General features: G+C 72.1%; 25 protein-coding genes. 14 read left to right on the plus strand and 11 right to left on the minus strand.

What is annotated here, in order from left to right:
• Positions 1 to 65: 65 nt before the first annotated feature.
• A complete protein-coding gene (locus IEY61_RS04275; RefSeq protein WP_189040912.1) occupies positions 66 to 935 on the minus strand; it encodes a PhzF family phenazine biosynthesis protein in 870 nt (289 codons plus the stop codon).
• Between the two features lie 33 nt (positions 936 to 968).
• On the opposite strand from IEY61_RS04275, the gene IEY61_RS04280 reads away from it, so the two are divergent.
• From IEY61_RS04280 to IEY61_RS04290, 3 genes are all read left to right on the plus strand, one after another.
• On the plus strand, positions 969 to 2,270 hold the full coding sequence (locus IEY61_RS04280) for a magnesium transporter MgtE N-terminal domain-containing protein (protein WP_189040913.1): 1,302 nt from the start codon (positions 969 to 971) through the stop codon (positions 2,268 to 2,270).
• Positions 2,263 to 2,943 carry a DUF1003 domain-containing protein gene (locus IEY61_RS04285; RefSeq protein ID WP_189040914.1) on the plus strand — a complete coding sequence of 227 codons (681 nt, stop codon included), beginning with the start codon at positions 2,263 to 2,265 and terminating at the stop codon, positions 2,941 to 2,943. Before IEY61_RS04280 ends, IEY61_RS04285 begins: the two co-directional genes overlap by 8 nt.
• A 64-nt stretch (positions 2,944 to 3,007) precedes the next feature.
• On the plus strand, positions 3,008 to 4,153 hold the full coding sequence (locus tag IEY61_RS04290; RefSeq protein ID WP_189040915.1) for an Mrp/NBP35 family ATP-binding protein: 1,146 nt from the start codon (positions 3,008 to 3,010) through the stop codon (positions 4,151 to 4,153).
• 61 nt (positions 4,154 to 4,214) lie between these two features.
• Here the strand turns inward: IEY61_RS04290 and IEY61_RS04295 are convergent, their stop codons facing one another.
• Together IEY61_RS04295 and IEY61_RS04300 are read right to left on the minus strand one after the other, a co-directional pair.
• Positions 4,215 to 4,643: a twin-arginine translocase TatA/TatE family subunit gene (locus tag IEY61_RS04295; protein WP_189040916.1), complete on the minus strand. Its 429-nt coding sequence runs from the start codon at positions 4,641 to 4,643 to the stop codon at positions 4,215 to 4,217.
• A gap of 70 nt (positions 4,644 to 4,713) precedes the next feature.
• A complete protein-coding gene (locus tag IEY61_RS04300) occupies positions 4,714 to 6,066 on the minus strand; it encodes a S1C family serine protease (RefSeq protein ID WP_189040917.1) in 1,353 nt (450 codons plus the stop codon).
• Between the two features lie 193 nt (positions 6,067 to 6,259).
• On the opposite strand from IEY61_RS04300, the gene IEY61_RS04305 reads away from it, so the two are divergent.
• Positions 6,260 to 6,934, plus strand: a complete 675-nt coding sequence (locus IEY61_RS04305; protein ID WP_268240622.1) for an O-methyltransferase — start codon at positions 6,260 to 6,262, stop codon at positions 6,932 to 6,934.
• Between the two features lie 9 nt (positions 6,935 to 6,943).
• On the opposite strand, the gene IEY61_RS04310 is transcribed toward IEY61_RS04305, so the two are convergent.
• Both IEY61_RS04310 and IEY61_RS04315 read right to left on the minus strand, forming a co-directional pair.
• Positions 6,944 to 8,410, minus strand: a complete 1,467-nt coding sequence (locus IEY61_RS04310; protein ID WP_189040918.1) for a leucyl aminopeptidase family protein — start codon at positions 8,408 to 8,410, stop codon at positions 6,944 to 6,946.
• A 142-nt stretch (positions 8,411 to 8,552) separates the two neighbouring features.
• The gene (locus IEY61_RS04315; RefSeq protein WP_189040919.1) at positions 8,553 to 8,720 is read right to left on the minus strand and encodes a DUF3117 domain-containing protein; all 168 of its coding nucleotides are present in this window, start codon (positions 8,718 to 8,720) and stop codon (positions 8,553 to 8,555) included.
• Between the two features lie 193 nt (positions 8,721 to 8,913).
• On the opposite strand from IEY61_RS04315, the gene IEY61_RS04320 reads away from it, so the two are divergent.
• Both IEY61_RS04320 and IEY61_RS04325 read left to right on the plus strand, forming a co-directional pair.
• Positions 8,914 to 9,738, plus strand: coding sequence for a PaaX family transcriptional regulator (locus IEY61_RS04320; RefSeq protein WP_189040920.1), 825 nt, complete (start codon positions 8,914 to 8,916; stop codon positions 9,736 to 9,738).
• On the plus strand, positions 9,735 to 10,526 hold the full coding sequence (locus IEY61_RS04325; protein ID WP_189040921.1) for an enoyl-CoA hydratase-related protein: 792 nt from the start codon (positions 9,735 to 9,737) through the stop codon (positions 10,524 to 10,526). The genes IEY61_RS04320 and IEY61_RS04325 overlap by 4 nt, the downstream gene beginning before the upstream one ends.
• A gap of 10 nt (positions 10,527 to 10,536) precedes the next feature.
• Here the strand turns inward: IEY61_RS04325 and IEY61_RS04330 are convergent, their stop codons facing one another.
• From IEY61_RS04330 to IEY61_RS04345, 4 genes are all read right to left on the minus strand, one after another.
• Positions 10,537 to 11,163, minus strand: a complete 627-nt coding sequence (locus IEY61_RS04330) for a hypothetical protein (RefSeq protein WP_189040922.1) — start codon at positions 11,161 to 11,163, stop codon at positions 10,537 to 10,539.
• 4 nt (positions 11,164 to 11,167) lie between these two features.
• Complete coding sequence (locus tag IEY61_RS04335; protein ID WP_229705677.1) at positions 11,168 to 11,755, minus strand: DNA-3-methyladenine glycosylase I; 588 nt, start codon at positions 11,753 to 11,755, stop codon at positions 11,168 to 11,170.
• A 178-nt stretch (positions 11,756 to 11,933) separates the two neighbouring features.
• Positions 11,934 to 12,431 carry an SRPBCC family protein gene (locus tag IEY61_RS04340; protein WP_189040924.1) on the minus strand — a complete coding sequence of 166 codons (498 nt, stop codon included), beginning with the start codon at positions 12,429 to 12,431 and terminating at the stop codon, positions 11,934 to 11,936.
• Positions 12,428 to 13,147 (minus strand): DivIVA domain-containing protein, encoded by a 720-nt coding sequence (locus tag IEY61_RS04345; protein WP_189040925.1) that lies wholly within the window; start codon positions 13,145 to 13,147, stop codon positions 12,428 to 12,430. The genes IEY61_RS04340 and IEY61_RS04345 overlap by 4 nt, the downstream gene beginning before the upstream one ends.
• 148 nt (positions 13,148 to 13,295) lie before the next feature.
• Between IEY61_RS04345 and folP the strand changes: the two genes are divergently transcribed.
• Positions 13,296 to 14,165, plus strand: coding sequence for a dihydropteroate synthase (gene folP, locus IEY61_RS04350; RefSeq protein ID WP_189040926.1), 870 nt, complete (start codon positions 13,296 to 13,298; stop codon positions 14,163 to 14,165).
• Between the two features lie 49 nt (positions 14,166 to 14,214).
• Here folP and IEY61_RS04355 read toward each other — a convergent pair whose 3' ends face one another.
• Positions 14,215 to 14,592, minus strand: a complete 378-nt coding sequence (locus tag IEY61_RS04355; protein ID WP_189040927.1) for an NADH-quinone oxidoreductase subunit A — start codon at positions 14,590 to 14,592, stop codon at positions 14,215 to 14,217.
• Between the two features lie 405 nt (positions 14,593 to 14,997).
• On the opposite strand from IEY61_RS04355, the gene IEY61_RS04360 reads away from it, so the two are divergent.
• Both IEY61_RS04360 and IEY61_RS04365 read left to right on the plus strand, forming a co-directional pair.
• Positions 14,998 to 16,845: a 2-oxoacid:acceptor oxidoreductase subunit alpha gene (locus IEY61_RS04360; RefSeq protein ID WP_189040928.1), complete on the plus strand. Its 1,848-nt coding sequence runs from the start codon at positions 14,998 to 15,000 to the stop codon at positions 16,843 to 16,845.
• Positions 16,838 to 17,872 carry a 2-oxoacid:ferredoxin oxidoreductase subunit beta gene (locus IEY61_RS04365; RefSeq protein WP_189040929.1) on the plus strand — a complete coding sequence of 345 codons (1,035 nt, stop codon included), beginning with the start codon at positions 16,838 to 16,840 and terminating at the stop codon, positions 17,870 to 17,872. The genes IEY61_RS04360 and IEY61_RS04365 overlap by 8 nt, the downstream gene beginning before the upstream one ends.
• A gap of 31 nt (positions 17,873 to 17,903) precedes the next feature.
• Here IEY61_RS04365 and IEY61_RS04370 read toward each other — a convergent pair whose 3' ends face one another.
• Positions 17,904 to 18,917 (minus strand): potassium channel family protein, encoded by a 1,014-nt coding sequence (locus IEY61_RS04370; RefSeq protein WP_189040930.1) that lies wholly within the window; start codon positions 18,915 to 18,917, stop codon positions 17,904 to 17,906.
• A 157-nt stretch (positions 18,918 to 19,074) separates the two neighbouring features.
• Here IEY61_RS04370 and IEY61_RS04375 point away from each other — a divergent pair, with 157 nt between their 5' ends.
• From IEY61_RS04375 to IEY61_RS04395, 5 genes are all read left to right on the plus strand, one after another.
• On the plus strand, positions 19,075 to 19,740 hold the full coding sequence (locus IEY61_RS04375) for a helix-turn-helix domain-containing protein (protein ID WP_189040931.1): 666 nt from the start codon (positions 19,075 to 19,077) through the stop codon (positions 19,738 to 19,740).
• Between the two features lie 52 nt (positions 19,741 to 19,792).
• On the plus strand, positions 19,793 to 20,374 hold the full coding sequence (locus IEY61_RS04380; RefSeq protein WP_189040932.1) for a ClpP family protease: 582 nt from the start codon (positions 19,793 to 19,795) through the stop codon (positions 20,372 to 20,374).
• 513 nt (positions 20,375 to 20,887) lie between these two features.
• Complete coding sequence (gene lanKC / locus IEY61_RS04385) at positions 20,888 to 23,461, plus strand: class III lanthionine synthetase LanKC (RefSeq protein ID WP_189040933.1); 2,574 nt, start codon at positions 20,888 to 20,890, stop codon at positions 23,459 to 23,461.
• A gap of 73 nt (positions 23,462 to 23,534) precedes the next feature.
• The gene (locus IEY61_RS04390) at positions 23,535 to 23,654 is read left to right on the plus strand and encodes a SapB/AmfS family lanthipeptide (protein WP_189040934.1); all 120 of its coding nucleotides are present in this window, start codon (positions 23,535 to 23,537) and stop codon (positions 23,652 to 23,654) included.
• 63 nt (positions 23,655 to 23,717) lie between these two features.
• Positions 23,718 to 23,837 (plus strand): SapB/AmfS family lanthipeptide, encoded by a 120-nt coding sequence (locus IEY61_RS04395; RefSeq protein WP_189040935.1) that lies wholly within the window; start codon positions 23,718 to 23,720, stop codon positions 23,835 to 23,837.
• The last annotated feature ends 26 nt before the right edge of the window (positions 23,838 to 23,863 follow it).

Raw genomic sequence — 23,863 nt, forward strand, 5'->3', positions numbered from 1 at the left:
GAATGCGATCGCGCTCGTCGGTCACCAGGACATCCTCTCGTACTCGCCCGTCGACGTCGGCGACGTCAGCCGACGAACGGCGGGACCAGGATCTCTCCGCGCGCCACCGCCATCACCTGGCCGGCGACGGTGGCGCCCACAGCCACCCCGCCGTCGGCGGTGACGGTGCAGGCCAGCGACGACGGCCGGCCCATCTCGACACCCTGTTGGACGGTGTACGACGAGGTTCGGTCGGCCGGCAGCAGGCCGCTGGCGACCAGCCACACCCCCAGGCCGAGCGCGGCCGATCCGGTCGCCGGGTCCTCGGGCACACCGAGGCCGGGAACGAAGACCCGAGCGTGGGCGGTTTGCGCGGCGGCGTTCCAGGAGAAGACGCTGACATGCTCGATCCCGTACCGCCGTGCCGCCGCCGCGTCGACCTGTGCGCGGGCGAGGGCGTCGGGGCGCACCGGCAGGAACGGGAACTCCAGGCCGCAGCCGGCCACCCGGGGCGGCGGGCCGCAATGGTCCTCGGCGGTCAGTCCGGCCACCTCCAGCAGCGGCTCCGGATCCAGTTCGGGGCCGAGGGTGGGGCTGCCACCGGTCAGCGTCGCGCCGCCCTCGGTCACGTCGATCGGCAGCACTCCGGCCTGACACTCCTGGGTGATCTGCCCCACACCGAACAATCCCCGCCGGCTGGCGGTGACCGCCGCGCCGACGCTGGGATGACCGGCGAACGGCAGTTCCTCGGTGGGGGTGAAGATCCGGGCGCGGTAGGTGGCACCGACCTGGGTGGCGGGCAGCACGAAGACCGTCTCCGACAGGTTGAACTCCCGGGCCAACTGCTGCATCTGCTCGGTCGCCAGCCCCTCGGCGCCGAACACGACCGCGAGCGGGTTCCCCGCGTACGGACGGTCGGTGAAGACGTCCACGATCTCGTAAGCCAAGGTCGACATGTTGATAAACCCTAGGCCCTTAGGCTGGTGCGCGTGAGCACGCCGATCCGGGTATACCTCGCCCGTCTCGCCGGAGTGGCCGTCTTCGATCCCAATGGCGATCAGGTTGGCCGGGTCCGCGACGCGGTGGCCCGGCTGCGTCCGGCCCAGCGGCCGCCCGAGGTGGTGGGGCTGGTCGCCGAGATGCCGATGCGTCGGCGGATCTTCCTGTCCATCAACCGGATCACCTCCATCGATGCCGACGCGATCGTGCTGGGCAGCGGCACGTTGAACCTGCGCCGGTTCGAGAAGCGTCCGAACGAGCTGCTGGTGCTCCAGGAGTTGCTGGACCGCCGGGTGCAGGTCGAGCCGGAGGGCCGGGCGGCGACGGTGGTGGACGTCGCGATGGAGCGCAGCCGTGGCGGCGAGTGGTCGCTCATCCGGTTGGCCGTCCGTGAGCAGACCGGCCGGCTCGCCCGTCGGGGCAGCCTGCAGCAGGTCGAGTGGGAGAAGGTACGCGGGCTCAGCGGTGTCGCCGACACCCGCGGCACCGCCAACCTGCTGGCCATCCTGTCGGACATGCGCCCGGCCGACCTGGCGAACGCGTTGCAGGACCTGCCCGACGCCCGACGTAACGAGGTGGCCGCGGCCCTGGACGACCAGCGGCTCGCCGACGTCCTGAGTGAGCTGCCCGAGCGCGACCAGGTGGAGATCCTCGCCGCGCTGGGCCGCCGGCGGGCCGCCGACATCCTGGAGGAGATGGATCCGGACGACGCGGCCGACCTGCTCGGCGAGTTGCCCCCGCCGGAACAGGACGTGCTGCTCGACCTGATGGAGCCGAACGAGGCCAATCCGGTACGGCAGCTGCTGAAGTACACCCCGGGCACGGCCGGCAGCGTGATGACCTCCGAACCGGTCATCCTGCCGCCGGACGCCACTGTGGCGGAGGCGTTGGCGCGGATCCGGGAGCCGCAGCTGTCCCCGGCGGTGGCCGCGCAGGTGTTCGTGGCCCGTACGCCGATGGCCACCCCGACCGGCCGCTACCTCGGCATGGTGCACTTCCAGCGGCTGCTCCGCGAGCCGCCCGCCGATCTGCTCGGCGGGGTGGTGGTCAACGACATCGACCCGTTGCGCCCGACCACTCCGCTACCGGAGATCACCCGCCGGATGGCCACCTACGACCTGGTGGCCATGCCGGTGATCGACCGGAACAACCGGCTGGTGGGCGCCGTCACCGTCGACGACGTGCTGGACCATTCGCTGCCCCGGGACTGGCGGGATCGCGCCGGCGCGAGCACCACCTCGGAGGCGACGATGAACCCGGCCACCGCCACCAGGGAGCGCCGCGATGGCTGATCAGCGACGCGCCGAGCGGCTGGACCTGCCTCGGGAGCCGCGCGGGGTGCGGCTGCCCCGGGTCGATCAGGAGACCTTCGGCCGGTGGGCCGAGGGCATCGCGCGCGGTATGGGCACGGCGCTCTTCATCGTGTACATGACCCTGGTCCTCGCGCTCTGGTTCGTCTGGAACACCCTCGTCCCGGAGGGCCTGCGCTTCGACCCGTACACCTTCACCTTCCTCACGCTGATCCTCTCCATCCAGGCGTCGTACGCGGCACCGCTGATCCTGTTGGCGCAGAACCGCCAGTCGGACCGGGAACGGGTGGCGCTGGAGGAGGATCGGCGCCGGGCGACCATGCAGAAGGCCGACACCGAGTACCTGGCCCGGGAGATCGCCGCGCTGCGGATCGCGTTGGGCGAGGTGGCGACCCGGGACTTCGTCCGCTCGGAGCTGGTCCGGCTGGCCGAGGAGCTGGACGAGGTGACGCTGCGCCGGCGGCGGCTGGAGCGCCGGCAGCGGACGGAGGCCGTCCCGCGTACCGGTGACGGCGACGGGCTCGACGAGCCCCTCGACGAGCTGGATGACGACCACCCCGGTGGCGGAGCCCGCGACCAACCCGGAGGAGCCCGCGACCAACCCGGTGACGGAGCCCGCGGCGGCCCCGGGGCGGGGCGCCCGCCGGAGAGCTGATCGACTCGTCACACCGGGCACCGCTGGTCCGGTCCCGGATCCCGACCGACGTAGCATTGCGGGCATGTCAGCTCCCGTCAGCACCGTCAACGACGCCGTCCAGGCCGCCCTGGCCACCGTCAACGACCCGGAGATCCGCCGGCCGATCACCGAACTCGGCATGGTCCGCTCCGCCGAGGTCGGCGAGAACGGTGTGGTCCTGGTCGAGCTGCTGCTCACGGTGGCCGGCTGCCCGATGAAGGACAAGCTGCGCACGGACATCACCGACGCGGTGAGCACGGTGAGCGGGGTCACCGGCGTCGAGATCGAATTCGGTGTGATGAGCCCCGAGCAGCGCCAGGAACTCCAGGCCAAGCTGCGCGGCGGCGCGACCGAGGAACCGGTCATCCCCTTCGCCCAGCCCGGCTCGCGCACCAGGGTGTACGCGGTGGCCAGCGGCAAGGGCGGCGTGGGCAAGTCCAGCGTGACGGTGAACCTGGCCGCGGCCCTGGCCGCCCGGGGCCTCTCCGTCGGTGTGGTGGACGCGGACATCTACGGACACTCCGTGCCCCGGATGCTCGGTGCGGACGGCCGTCCCACCCGGGTCGAAGACATGATCATGCCGCCCCAGGCGCACGGCGTGAAGGTCATCTCGATCGGCATGTTCACCGACGGCAACGCCGCCGTGGTCTGGCGCGGCCCGATGCTGCACCGCGCGTTGCAGCAGTTCCTCGCCGACGTCTACTGGGGCGACCTCGACGTTCTCCTGCTCGACCTGCCTCCGGGCACCGGCGACGTGGCCATCTCCCTGGCCCAACTGCTGCCCAACGCCGAGATCCTGGTGGTCACCACGCCGCAGGCCGCCGCCGCCGAGGTGGCCGAGCGGGCCGGCGCGATCGCCCTGCAGACCCACCAGCGGGTGGTCGGTGTGATCGAGAACATGTCCTGGCTGGAGCTGCCGGACGGTTCCCGGATGGAGGTCTTCGGTGCCGGCGGCGGTCAGACCGTGGCCGACTCGCTGACCCAGACCATCGGCGCACAGGTGCCGCTGCTCGGCCAGGTGCCGCTGGACACCCGGGTCCGGGAGGCGGGCGACGACGGAAATCCGATCGTGCTCGCCGAGCCGGACTCACCGGCGGCGAAGGCGCTGGACCAGGTCGCCGACCGGCTCGCGCTGCGACGCGAGTCACTGCTCGGCAAGCCGCTGGGCCTCAAGCCGGCCGGTCGCTGACCAACCGGGCCGGCCCGCACGCCCCGGCCATCGGCGCAACCGGTGGCCGGCGGACCGGCGGTCAGGTCATCTCGTCGTAGCCGGCTGCGCGGGGAGCCGGGGCCGCGCCGCCGGCCGGTGCGGAGCCGGACGATGAGGCAGCGGGCGTACGGGGATCCGCCGCGGTAGCCACCTCCTTGAGGTCGTTGTGCACGTTCGTGACGTCCGCGCGGAGGTCGTCGTAGATGCCCTGCAACGGCTTCCGGATCGCCTGCTCGTCCTCTTCGCTGAGCAGGTGCTTGCGGATGAACGCCTTAGGGTGCAGATCCTCCAGTTGGATGTCGGTGCCGAGTTCCTTGCTCAGGTCGCTGGTGGCGTTGCGGGCCATGTTGCGCAGATTTCGCACCATGCGCAGCCCGTCGGCGATCACCGCCGGCAGCCGGTCGCCGAAGATCAGCAGCGCCAGCAGCAGCAGCGCACCGACCTCCCACACGTTCAGATTCTCGAACACGCTGGGCCTCCTCCCCGGCTACCGAGGCCAGGGTACGCACGTCGGGCCCCGGTCAGAAGAGGGCGAGTGGTCACTTCACATCCGCGGCGAGGGTCACCGAGGCGTTCTGCCGCGTGCTGCCCCGGCGGTACTCGACGGTCACCACCGAACCGGGCGCGTACTTGCGGACCAGGGCGATCAGGTCGGTCGGCTCGCTCATCGGGCGGCCGTTGAGCTTCAGGATGACGTCACCGGCCTGGAGCCCGGCGCCGGCCGCCGGCCCGGACGGCTCGACCGCCGCGAGGCGTACGCCCGAGCCGCCGCTGCCCGAGCCGGGCCCGCCGACCTGGGCGCCGATCACCGTACGGCGGGCCTTGCCGGTGCCGATGATGTCCTGGGTGATCCGCTTGGCCTGGTTGATCGGAATGGCGAAGGCGAGACCGATGTTGCCCGCCTCCTGACCATCCGACACCAGCGACTTGATGGTGGAGTTCACCCCGATCACCCGCCCGGCCGCATCGACCAGCGGTCCGCCCGAGTTGCCGTGGTTGACCGCGGCGTCGGTCTGGATCGCGGCATAGTAGCGTGTCGGCCCGCCGGGCTCACCGGCCTGCATCGTCCGGTCCAGGGCGCTGACGATGCCGGCGGTGACCGTGTTGGCCAGCGAGAGCGGCGAGCCCATGGCCAGCACCGGGTCGCCCACCGCCAGCGCGTCGGAATCGCCGAACTCGACCGGGCGCAGCCCGTTGCGGGAGACCTTGATCACCGCGATGTCGGACTCCGGATCCTGGCCCACCACCCTCGCCGAGGCGGTACTACCGTCGTTGAAGATCACCGACGCCCGCCCGCTGCCGCCCGCGACCACGTGATCGTTGGTGATCACGTGCCCGTCGGCGCTGGCGATGAAGCCGGAGCCCTCGCTCGTGCCACCCACCCCGGCCACCCGGACGGTCACCACGCTGGGCAGGACCCGCTCGGCGACCCCGGCCAGCGACTCCGGCGGCCGCTGCGCGAGCGTGGGGGCCGAGCCCTCAGGGGCGCCGAGGACCGGCACGACCGCCCCGCCACGGACGGCGAAAACGTACCCGAGGGCACCACCGAGCGTGCCGGCCAGCAGGGCGCTGACCAGCGTGATGAGCATCAACTGGTGCAGTCTCGGCCGCCCGGACGCGTCCGGGTCGGTGACCGGTTCCGGCTCGGATCCCGGGGCCGGTGCCACCGGTATCACCACCGCCGCCGGGGCATGCGGGTCCCGCCACGGATCGGCGAGCGCGTCCGACCACCATGGCGACGCCGCCGCGGGACCGCTCTGCAACGGCGACGCGGCCGGCCAGCCGCCCTGCTGCGGGGTCGCCGACGAACCCACCGGCGGGTGCCCGGGCCCCGGCTGCCCCGCCGGTACGCCGCTCCCGCCGGGCTGGCGCCAGTCCCAGCCGTCGGTCACTCGGTGCCTCCCACTCCGTCCCCGGTATCCACGTCCCACGATCGAGCGCCGCCCGTGAGCGGTCGACGGGACACCGCTTCCAGGATTGCACGGATGCGCTCCGCGGGTCAGGGGTTGTCACTGCGGGTGGATGCCCGGCTGCGGCCCTGGCGGGCCGCCTCTAGAGTCACAGTGCCCACCCGCCCCGCACATCATGCTCGCCGCCCGGAGGTGTCCCATCGCCACGGTCGCCGGTTCCGGCAGTTCGACGAACCCGACGTCGCAGTTCACCGAGTCGTACGTCACGGAGGATCTCGTGCTGCGCACCGCGCGCAGCCTCGCCCGCGAAGTCGGTCTCGACGCGGTCACCCCCGGCGCGGGTGCCGCGTTGCGCCTGCTCGCCGCCGCCGGCAACGCCCGTGCGGTGGTCGAGATCGGCACCGGTACCGGGGTCAGCGGCGTGTGGCTGCTGCGCGGCATGCGCGCCGACGGGGTGCTCACCACCATCGACGTCGAGGTGGAACACCAGCGGATCGCACGCCGCATCTTCGCCGAGTCCGGATTCGCCGCCGGCCGGACGCGGATCATCACCGGTCGGGCGCTGGACGTCCTCCCCCGGCTCGCGGACGGCGCGTACGACCTGGTCTTCGTCGACGCCGAGGCGACCGGCTTCACCGCCTGCGTGGACGCCGCCCTGCGGCTGCTGCGCCCGGGAGGTGTGCTGGTGCTCAACGGCGCGTTCGCCGGGGGCCGGATCGGCGACCCGGCGGCACGCGACGCGGACACGGTGACGGTGCGCGAGACGGTCAAGGCCATCCGCGAGTCGGAGCACTGGATTCCGGCGCTGCTGCCGGTGGGCAGCGGGCTGCTCGCCGCAGTCAGGTGCTGAGCCACCCGGTCAGGCGAGCGTGGCCAGCCAGCGCAACAGCCCGCGTACGCCCCAGCCGGTCGCGCCCCGGGTCAGTTCCGCGTCGTCCCGCTCGCACCAGGAGGGCGCGGACATGTCCACGTGCAGCCATCGCTCACGCAGGTCGCCGGTGAACTCCCGCAGGTAGAGCGCGGCGAGCACGGACCCGGCACCCTGGGTGGGCGCGCTGTACAGGTCGGCCGAGTCGCTACCGAGGTGCTCGACGTAGTCGGCGGTCAGCGGCATCCGCCAGGCGGACTCACCCGCCGCGTCGATCGCGGCCAGCAGGTCCTTGGCGAGCTGGTCGTTGTCGCTGTAGAGGGCACCGGTACGGGTGCCGAGCGCGACCGCGTTCGCCCCGGTCAGGGTGGCCAGGTCGATCAGCAGATCCGGCTTGAGCTCCTGCACGGCGTACGCCAGCGCGTCGGCGAGGACCAACCGCCCCTCGGCGTCGGAGTTGGTCGTCTCGCTGGTCAGCCCGCCGTAGTGGCGGACGATGTCGCCGGGTCGGAAGGCGTCGCCGCTGACCATGTTCTCGGCCATCGGGACGAGCGCGGTGACCCGGACGGGCAGCCGCAGCGCCGCTGCGCCGAGGGTGGCCGCGATGACGGCCGCCGCGCCGGCCATGTCCTTGCGCATCAGCTTCATCGCCGGCACCGGCTTGATCGAAATGCCGCCGGTGTCGAAGGTGATGCCCTTGCCGACCAGCACCACGTGGGTGGCGGCCTCGGCCGGCTGCCAGTCCAGTTCCACCAGGCGCGGGCCGCTGGCCGAGCCGCCACCGACGGCGAGGATCCCACCGAATCCCTCGGCGGCCAGTTGCTCCGGCTCGCGCACCCGCAGGCCCAGCCCGGGCAGCTCGGCGGCGGCCTCGGCGACCTGGCCGGCGAACCACTGCGGGTTCTTGACCGAGGAGGGGGTGTTGGTGAGGTCCCGGGCCAGCCGGGTCATCCGGGCGGTCGTCCGGGCCAGTTCCACCGCCTGCTCGTGGGCGTCGGGATCGGCGACCGCCAGGTCGACGCCGGTCAGCGCGGGGGCATCGGCGTCGGCGCCCAGCCGGAACCGGTAGGAGCCGAGCAGCAGCCCTTCGACAAAACCACGGACCGCCTCCGGCGACACGCCCGCCGGCATACTGAATGTGACATACGTCTCATCCTTGGCCGCTCGGACCAGCGCCGCCCCCGCCGACCGCCAGGCGGCCTCGTCGCCCTCGCCGATTCCCACCAGCAGCAGCCGGGTCGGAACAGCACCCGGTCGCAGCTGGTCGCGGACCTCACCGGCCCGGCCGGTCAGCCGTGCGAGGGGGGCCAGCGCGGCGGCGGTGTCGGCCACGCCGTCGGGCAGCGCCACGGCGGCCGGAACCGGCTCGGCCGGCGCGTCGTCGACGCCACCCGGTCGGACGGGCAGGGCCACGGTGGCGAGCCGGTCCGGCTCGGCGGTCAGACGGATGGCGAGCACGCGGAGCCGTACCTCCTGAAGAAGATCGCGGGTCGGACGCCCACGAAATGGTGTGGAGGCCCTGAGCCACCGGCGGTACCGGTGGCTCAGGGCCGGACGAAACCGTCCGCGGCGGCGAACGTCGCCAACGGACCGGCCTTGATCAGCCGGTGGCCGCCTTCAGCGCGTCGCTGAGCGCCGTCGCCTCGTCGGGAGTCATCTCGACGACGAGCCGGCCACCGCCCTCCAGCGGAACGCGCATGACGATGCCCCGGCCCTCCTTGGTGACTTCCAGCGGACCGTCGCCCGTCCGCGGCTTCATCGCCGCCATGTTGTCTCCCCTCAGACCTCTACGCCAGGGTCGGTGGGTTGCCCCACAGCCACTTAGTCATGACCACCCGCACAGCGCGCGGGAGTTGTCGACCAACGATTTTCCCTGATGAACACCGCCGGACCCAAACTGAAGCAGCATTGATGTAACAGCATCTAGCTTATCCTGAGACGGCCTGTCACAATGTGCGGTCATGCAGGCACGGTCGGCACTCTTCGACCTGTACGGCGACCACCTCCGGCCCCGGGGTGGCCGCGCACCGGTCGCCGCCCTGGTCAAGCTCCTGGCACCCCTCGGGATCGCCCCACCAGCCGTCCGGACGGCGGTCTCCCGAATGGTCCGCCAGGGCTGGCTCGAACCGCTGAAGCTGGCCTCCGGACCGGGCTATTCGATCACACCGAAAGCGGCTCGCCGATTGGACGATGCCGCCTCCCGGGTCTACCGCACCGGCCGGATCACCTGGGACGGCCGATTCGACCTGCTGGTGCTGGACGCGCCGACCGCGCGCCGGGAGCGTCAACGACTCGCCGGCAACCTGCGCTACCTCGGCTACGGCACGCTCGACGAGCAGACCTGGGTCGCCACCCGGCCGGCCGAGGACGTCGACCTGCTGCTCAGCGAGGCGGGCGTGCGCTTCGAGCGGTTCAGCGCCGCGCACGCCGCCGGCACTCCCGGCGCGATGGGCCTGGTCCGCCGGGCCTGGGACCTGGCGGAGATCGGCCGGGCGTACGAACGCTTCGTCGCCGAGCAGCGGGCGGCGCTGGCCGGGATCACCGTCCGCAGCGGCGACGAGGACGCGTACGCCGCCCGGTTCCGGTTGGTGCACGCGTGGCGTACGTTTCTCTTCCGGGACCCGCAGCTGCCCCCGGCCCTGCTGCCCGAACGCTGGCCCGGCATCGCCGCGGCGGGCTTCTTCGACCGCCACGCGGCCCGGCTCCGGCCGGCCGCGGACCGGTACGTCGAGCAGTGCCTCGACGGCGGTAACCAGCCAGCCCGACCGAAGGATCGCCAGACGTGACCGACCCGCTGCTCGTGGACCGCACCGACGCCGTCGCCACCCTCACGTTGAACCGCCCGACGGCCATGAACGCGCTCGACGTGGCGCTGAAGGAGGCGCTGCGGGACGTCCTCGCGCAACTGGAGGCCGATCGGAGCTGCCGGGCGGTGGTGCTCGCCGGGGCCGGCGGGTCGTTCTGCGCCGGCCAGGACCTGCGCGAGCACGTGGAAACCCTGGAGACGGGAGCCGGCAACCCGCTGGACACCGTCCAGGCCCACTACAACCCGATCGCCGCCCGGCTGGCCAGCCTGCCCAAGCCGGTGGTGGCCGCGGTCCGGGGGATGGCCGCCGGCGCTGGCGCCTCGCTGGCGTTCCTGGCCGACATTCGGGTCGGCGGCCCGTCGACCAGCTTCCTGATGGCCTTCGCCAAGGTGGGGCTCGCCGCCGACACCGGCGCGTCCTGGACGCTGCCCCGGCTGGTCGGCCACGCCAAGGCCGTCGAGCTGCTGATGCTGGCCGAGCCGGTACGCGCCGAGGAGGCACGCCAGCTGGGCCTGCTCAACCGGCTGGTGGACGACGACGAGGGCGTACTGCCGGCCGCCCAGGAACTCGCCGCCCGGCTGGCCGCCGGCCCGACCGTGGCGTACGGGGCGATCAAGCGTCAGCTTTCCGTGGCCGACGCCGGCACCCTGGCCGACGCGCTGGCCGCCGAGGCGCAGGCGCAGACGATCTGCGGCGGCACCAGCGACCACCGGGCGGCCACGATGGCCTTCGTCAACAAGCAGAAGCCGGTCTTCGAAGGCCGCTGAGCCGCTCGCGTCAGTCGTCCTCCTCCTCCGGATCCTGGTTCGCCTCCGCGCCGAGCACGAACGCCTGCATGGCCAACTCGTCGCCGGAGGGCGAGACGAAGGCGGGCAGCTCGCGCGGGCCCAACTCCTGCACGTACGCCCAGAACAGGCGGACCGCCTCGGCCGGTGAGTCGGCCTCGATCGGCAGGTCCAGGCTGACCAGCCAGGAGCGCCGCTGCGGCGGCGGGCCGAGCCGGTCGACCAGCTCGCGGAAGGTGCCCGGATCGAGGGCGGTCACCGGGCCGCCGAGGGCCAGCGCGTCGGCCGGCACCGGCTCGTCAAAGGCCCGCCGGGTGTACGCCACCACCAGCGCCTCGGGCCCTCGGTCGGACTGCGGGTCGTCCGGGTCCTCTGGGCGCCGGACGGTCGGCGCGGCGACCCGGCCCACCGCCACCAGCCGAGGCGGCTCGTCGGCCAGCACCGCGACCTGATCACCCGGGCGGGGCAGGGTGGCGTCCTCCAGCCCGGTCAGCTCCAGCGTGTCGTGGTGGACGAGCCGCTCGGCGTCGTATCGCCCGGCGGGCAGCAGGACCGCCCAGGTGCCCGTACCTTCCGCGTGGCTCGCTCCGTTCACCCGGCGTGCGGTGTCGGTTGTCATGGCTTCATCCCATCACGCCCGCCCCGGACGGCACGACGTGGCAGCCCTCGAGGTGGTCGTCGACCATCCCAGTGGCCTGCATCAGCGCGTACGCCGTGGTCGGGCCGACGAACCGGAAGCCCCGCTTCTTGAGCGCCCTGGCCATCTCGGTGGAGGCGTCGGTCAACGCCGGCACCTCGGCGTGGCTGGCGGGCCGGGCCCGTCCGGCCGGGGCGAAGGACCAGAGCAGCGCGGACAGCCCCTCGGGCAACTCCAGGGCGACCCGCGCGTTGGCGATGGCCGCCTCGATCTTGGCGCGATTGCGGACGATGCCCGCGTCGGCGAGCAGCCGGGCCACCTCGGCCTCGCCGTAGCCCGCCACCGTGGCGATCCGGAAGTCGTCGAAGGCCCGCCGGAACGCCGACCGCTTGCGCAGGATGGTCAACCAGGACAGCCCGGACTGGAACGCCTCCAACGTGATCCGCTCGTAGAGCGCGTCGTCACCACGCAGCGGGTGCCCCCATTCCGTGTCGTGGTAGACCGCGTAGTCGGGGGTGCTCGCCCCCCAGGCGCAGCGGGCCAGCCCGTCGGCGCCGATCACCAGGTCAGTCACGCCGTCCAGGCTAGGCCCGCCCCCCGACAACCTGATGATCGACACCACTCCGGGCTGATGATCGACACACCTTCGGCGAGGTTGCGGTGTCAGCATGCCCGTGAGGCAGCAACTTCGCCGAAGTTGCGGTGTCAGCGTGCCGGTGAGGCAGCAGTTTCCCCGAAACTGCGTGGATCACTCAGGGTAGGCGGCCCTGCTCGACCTGGCGGGCGAAGCGCCGCAGCGCCTGGGTGAGGCTGAACTTCGAGCCCGGCCAGAGCACCGGCCAGGCCACCCGGCCGGCCGGGCCGCCCGGCACGTGGAACCACTCGTGCCAGACCACCTGGCTGCGGCCGTTCGCCAGCGGGGTGCAGCGCAACACACCCGGGCCACGCAACAGCTTTCCGCAGTGCACCACGCCGATCTCGTACGGTGCATCCACCCGGACCACGCGCATCTCGTCCCGCAGCACCGCCGGGCCGAGCGTGGTGACGGCCTCGATCAGGCTGCCCTCACCGCCATCGCCCTCGACCACCCGCACCTTGGTGAACGGAATCCAGTCGGACTGCCGTTCCCAGGCCAGCAGTGCCGCGAAGACGTTCTCCGCCGGAGCGTTGACGATCACGGTGGCGGTGACCTCACCGGCACCGGGCCGAGCCGCCTCGCGGAGATCGTCGGGAATGTCCGCTTCGCTCACGTCGACTTCGAGCGGACCGCGGAAGCGTCCGGCTCGTCCTTCGGCGCCCCGACCTGAGCGTCCGCCGCATCGGCCGGCGCCACCTCGCCATGCCCACGGTCGCCGAGCCCGGCGCCATCCGGCCGGTCGGTGGCCGGTCCGGCGTCGGCCGCCGTCGCCGCGGAGTCCCCGCCCGTCGTGACAGCGGCGAACTCGGTGCCGCTCTCCGGCGTGGGATCCACCGCCAGCGCGGCATCGGCCGACTCGGCCGGCGCGGCCTCCGCAGCGTCCCCGGCGACCGGCTCAGCGTCCCCGGCGACCGGCTCAGCGCCCCCGGCGACCGGCTCAGCGCCCCCGGTGACCGGCTCGGCGGCCCGGCCGGCGGACTGCTCGCGGGCCCGCCGCAGGGCGTCGGCCTCGGCCGTCTGCCCCTGCCGCAGCGCTGTCACCTCGGCTTCCAGGACCCCGATCAGCTCGGTCTTGTAGCCGATGTCGTACGCCGCCCGCCGCATCGCCTGGTCGACCTGAGCCATCCGGTATCCGCGCAACGCGGTGTCGAAGCGCACCTCGCCCACGTCCGACTCGCGTAGCGGACGGTCGCCGGGCAGCGGCACCGCCCGCCCGTCCGCCTCGGTCGGCACCAGGCCGGGATCCCGGCCGCCGACCAGTGCCGTCACGCCGAACACGACCGCCGCGACGGTGACCGCCACGACCAGCACGAGCAGAAGCTGACCCATCCACTGATCGTGGCACGCCGACGGGAACGGGGCGACCCCACTCGGCGCGCCGTACCGGACGGAACCGGGGCTCTCGGCGACCACCGGATAGCGTCAGCGGTGCGCGGCGGCGGGATCGGCCGGCGGCGTACGGCGTGAAGGAGGCGACGTGGCCGGGGTGCTACGGCTCGGTGGGCGGACGTTCGGCCCCGACGACCTGGTGGTGATGGCGATCGTCAACCGCACCCCGGACTCGTTCTTCGACCGGGGCGCGACATTCGCCGCCGACAGCGCCCTGCGTGCGGTGGAGCGCGCGGTGGATGAGGGCGCGGAGATCGTCGACATCGGCGGGGTGAAGGCCGGGCCGGGCAGCGAGGTGGACGTCGCCGAGGAGATCCGGCGTACCGTCGACATCATCGCCGCGGTCCGGACCGCCTTCCCGGAGCTGGTCATTTCCATCGACACGTGGCGCGCCGAGGTCGCCGTGGAGGCCGTGGCGGCCGGCGCGGACCTGCTCAACGACACCTGGTCCGGAGCTGATCCGGCGCTTGCCCAGGTCGCCGCGCGGACCGGCGCCGGCCTGGTCTGCACACACGCCGGCGGGCTCAGCCCACGGACCCGACCGCACCGCGCGGCCTTCGACGACGTGGTGGCCGACGTCGTACGAACGGTGACCGGGCTCGCCGACCGCGCGGTCTCGCTCGGGGTCCGCGCCGACGGGATCCTCGTCGACCCGGCGCACGACTTCGGTAAGAACACCCGGCACTCGCTGGAGATCACCCGGCGGCTCGGGGAACTGGCCGACACCGGGTGGCCACTACTGGTCGCCCTCTCGAACAAGGACTTCATCGGCGAGGCGTTGGACCTGCCGGTCGGCGAGCGGTTGGAGGGCACCCTGGCCGCCACCGCGATCTCGGCCTGGCTGGGTGCCCGGGTGTTCCGGGCCCATCAGGTTCGCCCGACCCGCCGCGTCCTCGACATGGTCGGCGCCGTCGCGGGCACCCGCCCACCCGTCCTCACCCGGCGCGGCCTCGCCTGACGGTTGGCCGGCCGATGGAGGTGGTCGGTGCCCGGGGCGACGGGTCGGGTCAGGTCCAGGTGAGGATGCGGCGGCGCCAGGCGTAGAGCAGGCCGAGGGCGAGGACGGCGACGAAGACCGCCATCTCGGCCACGGTGACCAGCCCGAAACCGGGTCGGTCGAAGACCAGTGCCCACGGGAAGAGGAACACCGCCTCGACGGCGAAGACCACGTAGAGGTAGGCGTACACGTAGTAGCGGATCTGCATCTGCGCCCAGTCGCCCCCGACCGGGTCGACGCCGCACTCGTAGCTGGCCCGTTTGCCGGGTGGGTCCGCCGGCCGGGCGGGCCGCAGGACCCGGTTGGCCGCGAACGCGACGGTCAGGAACAGCACGCCGGCGAGCAGCAACAGCCCGAGCGTCGCGTACGAGCCCAGGTAACCGGTCACGGTCGGTCAGCCTACCGTCCAGGCCGACCCGGTGCGGCGTCGTGAACTTGTTTTCGCGGCAACCGTGCTGCCGTCGGGCGAGACCGGTGCGCCGATCACCGGTACGCGGAACAGCCCGCCAGCGTCAGCGTTGGCGGGCGGCGGTGATCTGGATTACGGCGAGGTGGACGAAACCCCCCAAGAGCATGCATAAACCCTCACAATCCGATCCCAGTCGACGGACCTGCGGGCAAAGGGCGACCCCGATCCGACGTAGGCTCTCAGGTGAGGAACGACAGCGGGCCGGACGGTCACCGGACGGCCGGGGCAGCGGTGCGTCAAGGAGGTTCCCGTGGCCGGGCAAGACGGGGTCACCAGCCAGTTCAGCCGGCCGCGGCGCGGCACGCAACGAAACGAGGTGCGGCTGTGAGCAAGCAGATCCGCCAGCTGGACCGGGTCGTCATCCGGTTCGCCGGTGATTCCGGCGACGGCATGCAGCTCACCGGTGACCGGTTCACCTCGGAGACCGCTCAGATGGGCAACGACATTTCCACGCTGCCCAACTTCCCGGCCGAGATCCGGGCGCCCGCCGGCACCCTGCCGGGTGTCTCGAGTTTCCAGGTGCACTTCGCCGACTACGACATCCTCACTCCCGGCGACGCGCCGAACGTGCTGGTGGCGATGAACCCGGCGGCGCTCAAGGCGAACCTCGTCGACCTGCCCCGGGGTGCCGACATCATCGTCAACACCGACGAGTTCACCAAGCGCAATCTGGCCAAGGTCGGATACTCGAGCAACCCGCTCGACGACGACACGCTCGCCGGCTACGCGGTGCACCCGGTGGCGCTGACCTCGATGACGATCGGCGCCCTGGCCGAGCAGGACGTGTCCAAGAAGGACGCCGAGCGGGCCAAGAACATGTTCGCCCTCGGTCTGCTCAGCTGGATGTACTCCCGGCCGTACGAGTCGACCCTGCGGTTCCTGGAGCGCAAGTTCGCCCGGCGGCCCGAGTTGGTCGCGGCGAACGTCGCCGCATTCAAGGCCGGCTGGAACTTCGGCGAGACCACCGAGGACTTCGCCGTCCGGTACGAGGTCAAGCCGGCCAAGATGCCGCCGGGCACCTACCGCAACATCACCGGCAACGCCGCGCTCTCGCTCGGCATCGTGGCCGCCGGGGTCCGCTCCGGCCTGCCGGTCTTCCTCGGCGCGTACCCGATCACGCCGGCCTCGGACATCCTGCACGAGCTGAGCAAGCACAAGCGGTTCGGCGTCACCACCATGCAGGCCGAGGACGAGATCGCCGCGATCGGCGCGGCGCTGGGCGCGTCGTACGGCGGCGCGCTCGGGGTGACCACCACCAGCGGGCCCGGCGTGGCGCTCAAGGGCGAGACGATCTCCCTCGCGGTGGCGCTGGAGTTGCCGCTGGTCATCGTCGACGTGCAGCGGGCCGGGCCGTCCACCGGGATGCCGACCAAGACCGAGCAGGCCGACCTGAACATGGCCCTGTTCGGCCGGCACGGCGAGGCACCGGTGGCGGTGATCGCCCCGAAGTCGCCCTCCGACTGCTTCTACGCCGCGCTGGAGGCGGCGCGAATCGCACTGACCTACCGCACGCCGGTGATCCTGCTCTCCGACAACTACGTCGCCAACGGTTCCGAGCCGTGGCTGCTGCCGGACGTGGACACCCTGCCGGACCTGCGGGTGGAGTTCGCCACCGCGCCGAACGGCGAGGACGGCACCACCTTCCTGCCGTACCTGCGCGACCCGCAGACCCTGGCTCGGCCGTGGGCGATTCCCGGCACCCCGGGCCTGGAGCACCGGATCGGCGGGCTGGAGAAAGCCGACAAGACCGGCGACATCTCGTACGATCCGGCCAACCACGACTACATGGTGCGGACCCGGGCCGCCCGGATCGACACGATCCCGGTCCCGGACGTCGAGGTGGAGGACCCGGACGGGGACGCCCGGGTGCTGGTGCTCGGCTGGGGCTCGACCTACGGCCCGATCGGCGCCGCCTGCCGGGCCCTGCGCCAGCGGGGCCTGCCGGTCGCGCAGGCGCACCTGCGGCACCTCGCGCCGATGCCGGCCAACCTGGGCGCGGTGCTGCGCTCGTACGACCGGCTGGTCATCCCTGAGATGAACCTCGGCCAGCTCGCCCACGTGATCCGGGCCCGCTACCTGGTCGACGCGATCGGCTACAACCAGGTCCGTGGTCTGCCGTTCACCGCCGCCGAGCTGGAGACGATGCTGGAAGAGGTCCTGAAGAATGTCTGAGCCCGTCGCCCTCAAGCTCACCGCGAAGGACTTCAAGTCCGACCAGGAGGTGCGCTGGTGCCCCGGCTGCGGTGACTACGCGATCCTGGCCGCCATACAGCAGTTCATGCCCGAGCTGAACATCCCCCGGGAGAACACGGTCTTCATCTCGGGCATCGGCTGCTCGTCGCGCTTCCCGTACTACATGAACACCTACGGGATGCACTCGATCCACGGGCGGGCCCCGGCGATCGCCACCGGCCTGTCGGTCTCCCGCCCCGACCTGTCGGTGTGGGTGGTCACCGGCGACGGCGACGCGCTCTCCATCGGCGGCAACCACCTGATCCACGCCCTGCGCCGCAACGTCAACTTCAAGATCCTGCTGTTCAACAACCGGATCTACGGCCTGACCAAGGGGCAGTACAGCCCCACCTCCGAGGTCGGCAAGATCACCAAGTCGACGCCGGTCGGGTCGGCGGACGCGCCCTTCAACCCCATCTCGCTGGCCCTGGGCGCGGAGGCCACCTTCGTCGGGCGGACCATCGACTCCGACCGTAAGCACCTCCAGTCGGTGCTGCGCGCCGCCGCCGAGCACGAGGGTTCCGCCTTCGTGGAGATCTACCAGAACTGCAACATCTTCAACGACGGCGCATTCGAGCAGCTCAAGGACCCGGCGACCCGGGACGACCACCTGATCCGGCTGGAGCACGGTCAGCCGATCACGTTCGGCAAGGACGGCCAGTTCTGCGTGGTGCACCCACCGGGTGGTTTCGGTCTGGAGGTACGCGAGACCGCGTCGACCCCGGCCGAGGAGATCGTCGTACACGACGCGAACTTCGCCGACCCGGCGTACGCGTTCGCGCTGTCCCGGCTGCCCGGATTCGACCTGCGCAACACCCCGATCGGCGTGTTCCGCTCGGTGCGCCGACCGTCCTACGACAGCGTGGTGCAGGACCAGTTGGCGGAGGCGAAGGCGAAGGTGACCGAGCCCCCGGAGCAGCAGCTCGCCGGCCTGCTGGCCAGCGGCGACACCTGGACGATCAGCTGACCTTCCCCGGCGGCACGACCGCCGGGGAAGATCAGGGCAGGGTGTTCGCGGTGGGGCGGTCGTCGCGTACGTGCACCAGCAGGTCGCCGGTCTCGACCACCGCGCCCGCCTGGTCCGCCAGGGTGACCACCTTGCCCCGGCGGACCAGCGCGATGACGAGCGCGTCCAGCTCACGAGGGTTCCGACCGACCTCGTGGCGCTCGGCCGACCGCATCGCCAACGCCATGCCCTGACCGGGGGTGAGCAGGTCCTCCACCACGTCGATCAGCGGCGGAGCCGTGGTCGACAGGCCGAGCAGCCGGCCGGCCGTCGCCGAGGACACGATCACGTGGTGCGCCCCGCTCTGCTTGAGCAGCGGGGCGTTCTCCGCCTCCCGGGCGGCGGCGATGATCCGGACCTGGCCGGCGGTGATCTGGCGTGTGGTCAGTGCCACCAGGACCGACGAGTCGTCGCTGTCGGTGGCGATGATCACGGCCTTGGCGGTCCGTACGTGTGCCTGGTTGAGCACCGAGGATCGGGTCGCCGACCCCTCGACGGCGACGAGGCCGTTCGAGGTGGCCTGCCGCAGCGCCGAGCCGTCGCGCTCCACCACGACGATTCGGGACTTGTCGAGCCCGTTCTCCATCAGGGCGGAGATGGCGCTGCGCCCCTTCGTCCCGTAGCCGCAGATGATGATGTGGTCCTTCACGCTCTTCTCCCAGCGGTGCTGGCGGCGGCCGGTCCGGTACTGCTCGGTCAGCACCTCCAAAGTGGTGCCGACCAGAATGATCAGGAACAGCACCCGGGCCGGGGTGATGAACAGGACGTTGACCAGCCGGGCCGCCTGGGTGGCCGGCACGATGTCGCCGTACCCGGTGGTGGAGAGCGAGACCACCGCGTAGTAGAAGCAGTCCACCAGGGTCATGCCGTCACCGTTGACATCGCGGTACTGGTCCCGCTCCAGGTAGACCACGGTGACCACGGCGAGCACCAGCCCCACGGCGGCGGCCAACCGCAGGCTCAGCGCGCCGAGCGGGCCGCGCCGCTGCGCGGGAAGATGGATCACCGCGGAACCTGCCCCGCCTCCGTCGCCTGCACGCCCACAACATAGCCCCTGGCGGGGAATCCGCACGGCCGGGCGGCGAAGGAGGCGGGACGGCATGTTCGGCGGCGGCGGGGCATCATGGGGAGGTCAGCCAGGACCGGCGGAAGCGAGGCCCGGCATGTCGTTGCTGCGACGGGTGATCGGTGCGGTACTACGCCGGGAACGCCAACGTCAGGGCCTCACCCTGCGGGAGCTCGCCCAGGCCGCCGGCGTCTCCGTGCCGTACCTGTCCGAGGTCGAGCGGGGGCGCAAGGAGGCCTCCTCGGAAGTGCTCGCGGCGATCTGCCGCGCGCTCGGCCTGTACCTCTCCGACCTGCTGGAGGAGGTCCGCGACGAGCTGCGCCGGGTCGAGCGACGGCTGCCGGCCGCACCCCAGGCCGGCTACCTACCAGCCGGGCGCCGGGTTGCTCCCGTCGGATTCGGTACGGAGGGCTCGGCGCATCCCGTCGCTCGCCTCGACGGCTCCGGCTTCGGCGCTCCGTCGCTCACCAGCCGCTGGTTCGGTGGACCCGCTTTGGGCGGTGGACGCAGGTTGACCGGTGGCCTCGCCGCCGTCGGGCACGACGGCGGCAGCCTGATCGGCGGTCTCCGGGTCTTCGTGTTCGCCGCTCCGGTCGCCCCCATCGGCACCATCGCCCGCGGCTGGTCGCCGCGTCGGCATCCGGTCGCCGGTCGTTCCCGTCCACGGTGCCGTCGGCGGCCCTGCCATCCGTTCTGCCGTGGGCGGATCTGCCGCCGGCAGAACCGCTGGAAGCAGGCCGCACTCGCCGCGCAGGCTGGGTGAGCCGGTACCCGGGCGAGAAGACGTCGCCCACCGGCGTGTGGAGGTGTACGACATGATCACCATGCTGGACGACGGCCAACGGACCTTCGGCGACCAGGTGTTCGAGCGGCTGCTGCGGGAACGGATCGTCTATCTCGGCAGCGAGGTGACCGACGAGATCGCCAACCGGATCTGCGCTCAGATCCTGCTGCTCGCCGCCGAGGACCCGGAGCGGGACATCAACCTCTACATCAACTCGCCGGGCGGCTCGGTGAGCGCGGGCATGGCGGTCTACGACACCATGCGTTTCGTCCCCAACGACGTGGCGACCCTGGCGCTCGGTCTGGCCGGCTCGATGGGTCAGTTCCTGCTCTGCGCGGGCACGGCCGGCAAGCGGTACGCACTACCGCACACCCGGATCCTGATGCACCAGCCCTCCGGCGGGATGGGCGGCACCGCCTCCGATATCACCATTCAGGCGGAGAACATGCTGCACGTGAAGCAGACCATGCTGGAATTGATCGCCCAGCACAGTGGGCGCACCCTGGCGGAGATCCAGCGGGACTGGGACCGGGACCGCTGGTTCACCGCCGAACAGGCCCGCGACTACGGCCTGATCGACCAGGTCGTCACCGCCGCCACCCAACTCGCCTGACCCCCACCACCACCCCCCACCCCACCCCTCCCACCCCCTGCCTCCCCGCTGGCTCCAGCCCGACGTCGTCGAGGGTCACCCGTCATCCCCAGCCCTCGTCGCCCCCAGCCCCCGTCGCCCCAACCCTCGCCGACCCCCGGCGCCCGTCGATCATGCACTTACGGTCGCCTATATGCCCCCTTTCAGCCCTTTTGCGGCGACGAAAAGTGCAAGATCGGCGCGGAGGGGCGGGAAGGGCGGGAAGGGCGGGAAGGGCGGGAGGGGCGGGGGTGGGGGTGGGAGGGGTGAGGGCGGGAGGGGTGGGGGTGGGGGTGGGGGTGGGGGTGGGGGTCTTTGTTCTTTCGCACTGATCGCGTCGCGACTGGTGACGTGGTGTTCGGCAGTTCAAACTCCGCTGTTGTCACGAATTCGCAGTGCGAAAATCACCGCTCCTTCATGACTGATCGCACTTTGCCCATCCCTCGGCCGCCCGCAGGATTGACGTCAACCGATCAGCCGGTGGAGGCAGCCGACATGGACGAACGGTACGACTCGTACTGCGCGGTGGACCCGCTCTTCTACGATTCGCTCGCCAGTGCGGACACCGAGACGCCCGGCTACGCCGCGAACCGGCCGGCGGCGCCCGGATGGGAGCGCGAGGTCAAGGACGACTGGTTGGTCCACGCACCGGTCGACGGCTTCCTCCCCGAGCAGGGCTGGAAGATCCACGTGTCGGCCCGGTTGGACAACGCCGAGCGTGTGCTGGCCCGGGTGATGGACTACTGCCAGCCCCGAGGAATTCCGTTCAAGCACCTGCGCGGGCCGCAGCTGCTGCTCATGCGCAACAGCAAGTACGCCCGCCGGGGCAGCAGCGGCAAGTTCATCACCGTCTACCCCCGCGACGACGCCGAGCTGGAGCTGACCGCCAAGGAGCTGGCCGCGCTGCTCGACGGCGAGCCGGGGCCGTACATCCTCAGCGACCTGCGGTACGGCGACGGCCCGGTCTACCTGCGCTACGGCGGCTTCGCCGCCCGGTACTGCCTTTCCCCCGACGGTCAGGTGGTGCCCGCGATCGAGGACGCCACCGGCGCCCTGGTCCCCGACCGCCGGGACCCGGTGTTCCACGTCCCAGACTGGGTCACCCTCCCCGACTTCCTCACCCCGCACCTGGCCGCCCGCAACGCCGCCAGCACCACCGACCTGCCCTACCGGATCGAGAAGGTGATCCACTTCTCGAACGGCGGTGGCCTCTACGAGGCCCGGGACACCCGCACCGGTGACCGGGTGGTGCTGAAGGAGGCCCGCCCGCACGCCGGGCTCGACGCCACCGGCGCCGACGCGGTGAGCCGGCTGCGCCGGGAGGCCGAGGTGCTGCACCGCCTCGCGGACGTGCCGCACGTGGTACGGGTCCACGACGAGTTCAGCTTCGGCGGGCACGAGTTCCTGGCCCTGGCGTACGTCGCCGGCCGTCCGCTCAACAAGGTGGTCGTCGAGCGGTACCCGCTGGTCCACCTCGACGCCGACCGCGCCGCGTACACCCGGTGGGCCCTCGACGTGCACCGGCAGGTCGCCGAGGCGGTGGAGGCCATCCACGCCCACGGCGTGGTCTACGGCGACCTGCACATGTTCAACATCATGGTCGGCGAGGACGGGCAGGTGACCCTGATCGACTTCGAGGTGGCCACCGACGCCGACGCCGACGCCCGCCCGGCGCTGCGCAACCAGGCCTTCGCCGCCCCCCGGGACCGGACCGGCCCGGACGTCGACCGGTACGCCCTGGCCTGCCTGCGCCTGGCCCTCTTCCTGCCGCTGACCGCGATGCTGCGGTTGGCCCCGGAGAAGGTGGCCCACCTGGCCGACCTGGTGGTGGAGCAGTTCCCCGTCCCCCGCGAGCCGTTCGATGAGTCGGTCGCCGTGATCCTCGGCGACACCGCACCCACCCGCCGCCGGACCCCCGACGCCGTCCGGATCGAGCCGGACGACTGGCCGGGACTGCGCGAGCGGCTGGCCACCGCGATCACCACCGCCGCCACCCCGCACCGCGAGGACCGGCTCTACCCCGGCGACATCCGCCAGTTCGCCGGCAGCGACGGCGGGCTGAACCTGGCCCACGGGGCGGCCGGGGTGCTCTGGGCGCTGCACGCCAGCGGCGTGGCCATCGATCCCGCCCACGAACACTGGCTCGTCGACCGGGTACGCGAGCCCGCGTCGGGCAGCCGGCTCGGCTTCTACGACGGGCTGCACGGCATCGCGTACGTGCTGGACCGGCTCGGGCACCCGGCCGAGGCGCTGCGCCTGCTCGACCGCTGCCTCGACGAGCCATGGGCGGGCCTCGGTGCCGACCTGATGAGCGGCTTGTCCGGCGTCGCGCTGAACCTGACCCACTTCGCCGGGACGACCGGCGACACCCGGTACGCCGACGCCGCCCGGCGGGCGGTCGACCTGGTCGTGGACCGGCTCGGCGACGTCGACTCGGTCGCCGAGGTGAGCGGGGGCGCCCACCCGTACGCCGGTCTGCTCCGCGGCGGCGCCGGGGTGGCACTGATGCTGCTGCGCCGGTACGACCTCGACCCCGACCCGGCGCTGCTCGACCACGCCGCCACCGCGCTGCGCCAGGACCTGCGCCGGTGCGTGCGACGCGACAGCGGCCACCTGGAGGTCAACGAGGGCTGGCGGACCATGCCGTACCTCGCCGAGGGCAGCGTCGGCATCGGCATGGTGCTCGACCAGTACCTGCGGCACCGCCCCGACGACGAGCTGCACGAGTCGGCCACCGCGATCCGCCGCTGCGCCGACTTCCCGTTCTACGCCCAGTCCGGGCTCTTCGCCGGACGCGCGGGCATGGTGGCCTACCTGGCCGAACGGGGCGAACTCGACGCGGCCCACCGGCAGGCCCGGCTACTCGCCTGGCATGCCCTGCCGTACCGGGGGGTGACCGCGTTCCCCGGCGACCAACTGCTGCGGCTCTCCATGGACCTGGCCACCGGCACCGCCGGCGTACTGGCCGCCATCGCGGCCACCCGGCCGGAGCACCCCGTCCACCTGCCGTTCCTGACTCCAATGCCTGCGGCGGCGCCCACGCCCGGCGCTGCCCTGGCCGGCGACTGACCGGCCCACCGAACTCCCCGGGTCACCCCGGGGCGACCCCGACCCGACGATGCCCGAGAGGAGGTGCACCGACATGGCTCTGCTCGACCTCCAGGGGATGGAGCTGCCGACCACCGAGAACTACGGCGGCGGCAGCCAGGCCAGCCTGCTGCTCTGCGGCGACAGCTCGCTGAGCGTCACCACCTGCAAGTGACCGACGGCCGTCGATTCCGACGGCCACCTCGCGATCCGACCGTCAAGTGAGAAGGAGAACGTCATGGCTCTGCTCGACCTCCAGGGAATGGAACTGCCGCCCACCGAGAACTACGGCGGTGGCAGCCGGGCCAGCCTGCTGCTCTGCGGCGACAGCTCGCTGAGCGTCACCACCTGCAAGTGACGATCACCGCTCCTGGCCCCGGACCG

This window comes from Micromonospora sonchi (assembly GCF_014646235.1).
In the GTDB taxonomy this organism is placed as follows: Bacteria; Actinomycetota; Actinomycetes; order Mycobacteriales; family Micromonosporaceae; genus Micromonospora; species Micromonospora sonchi.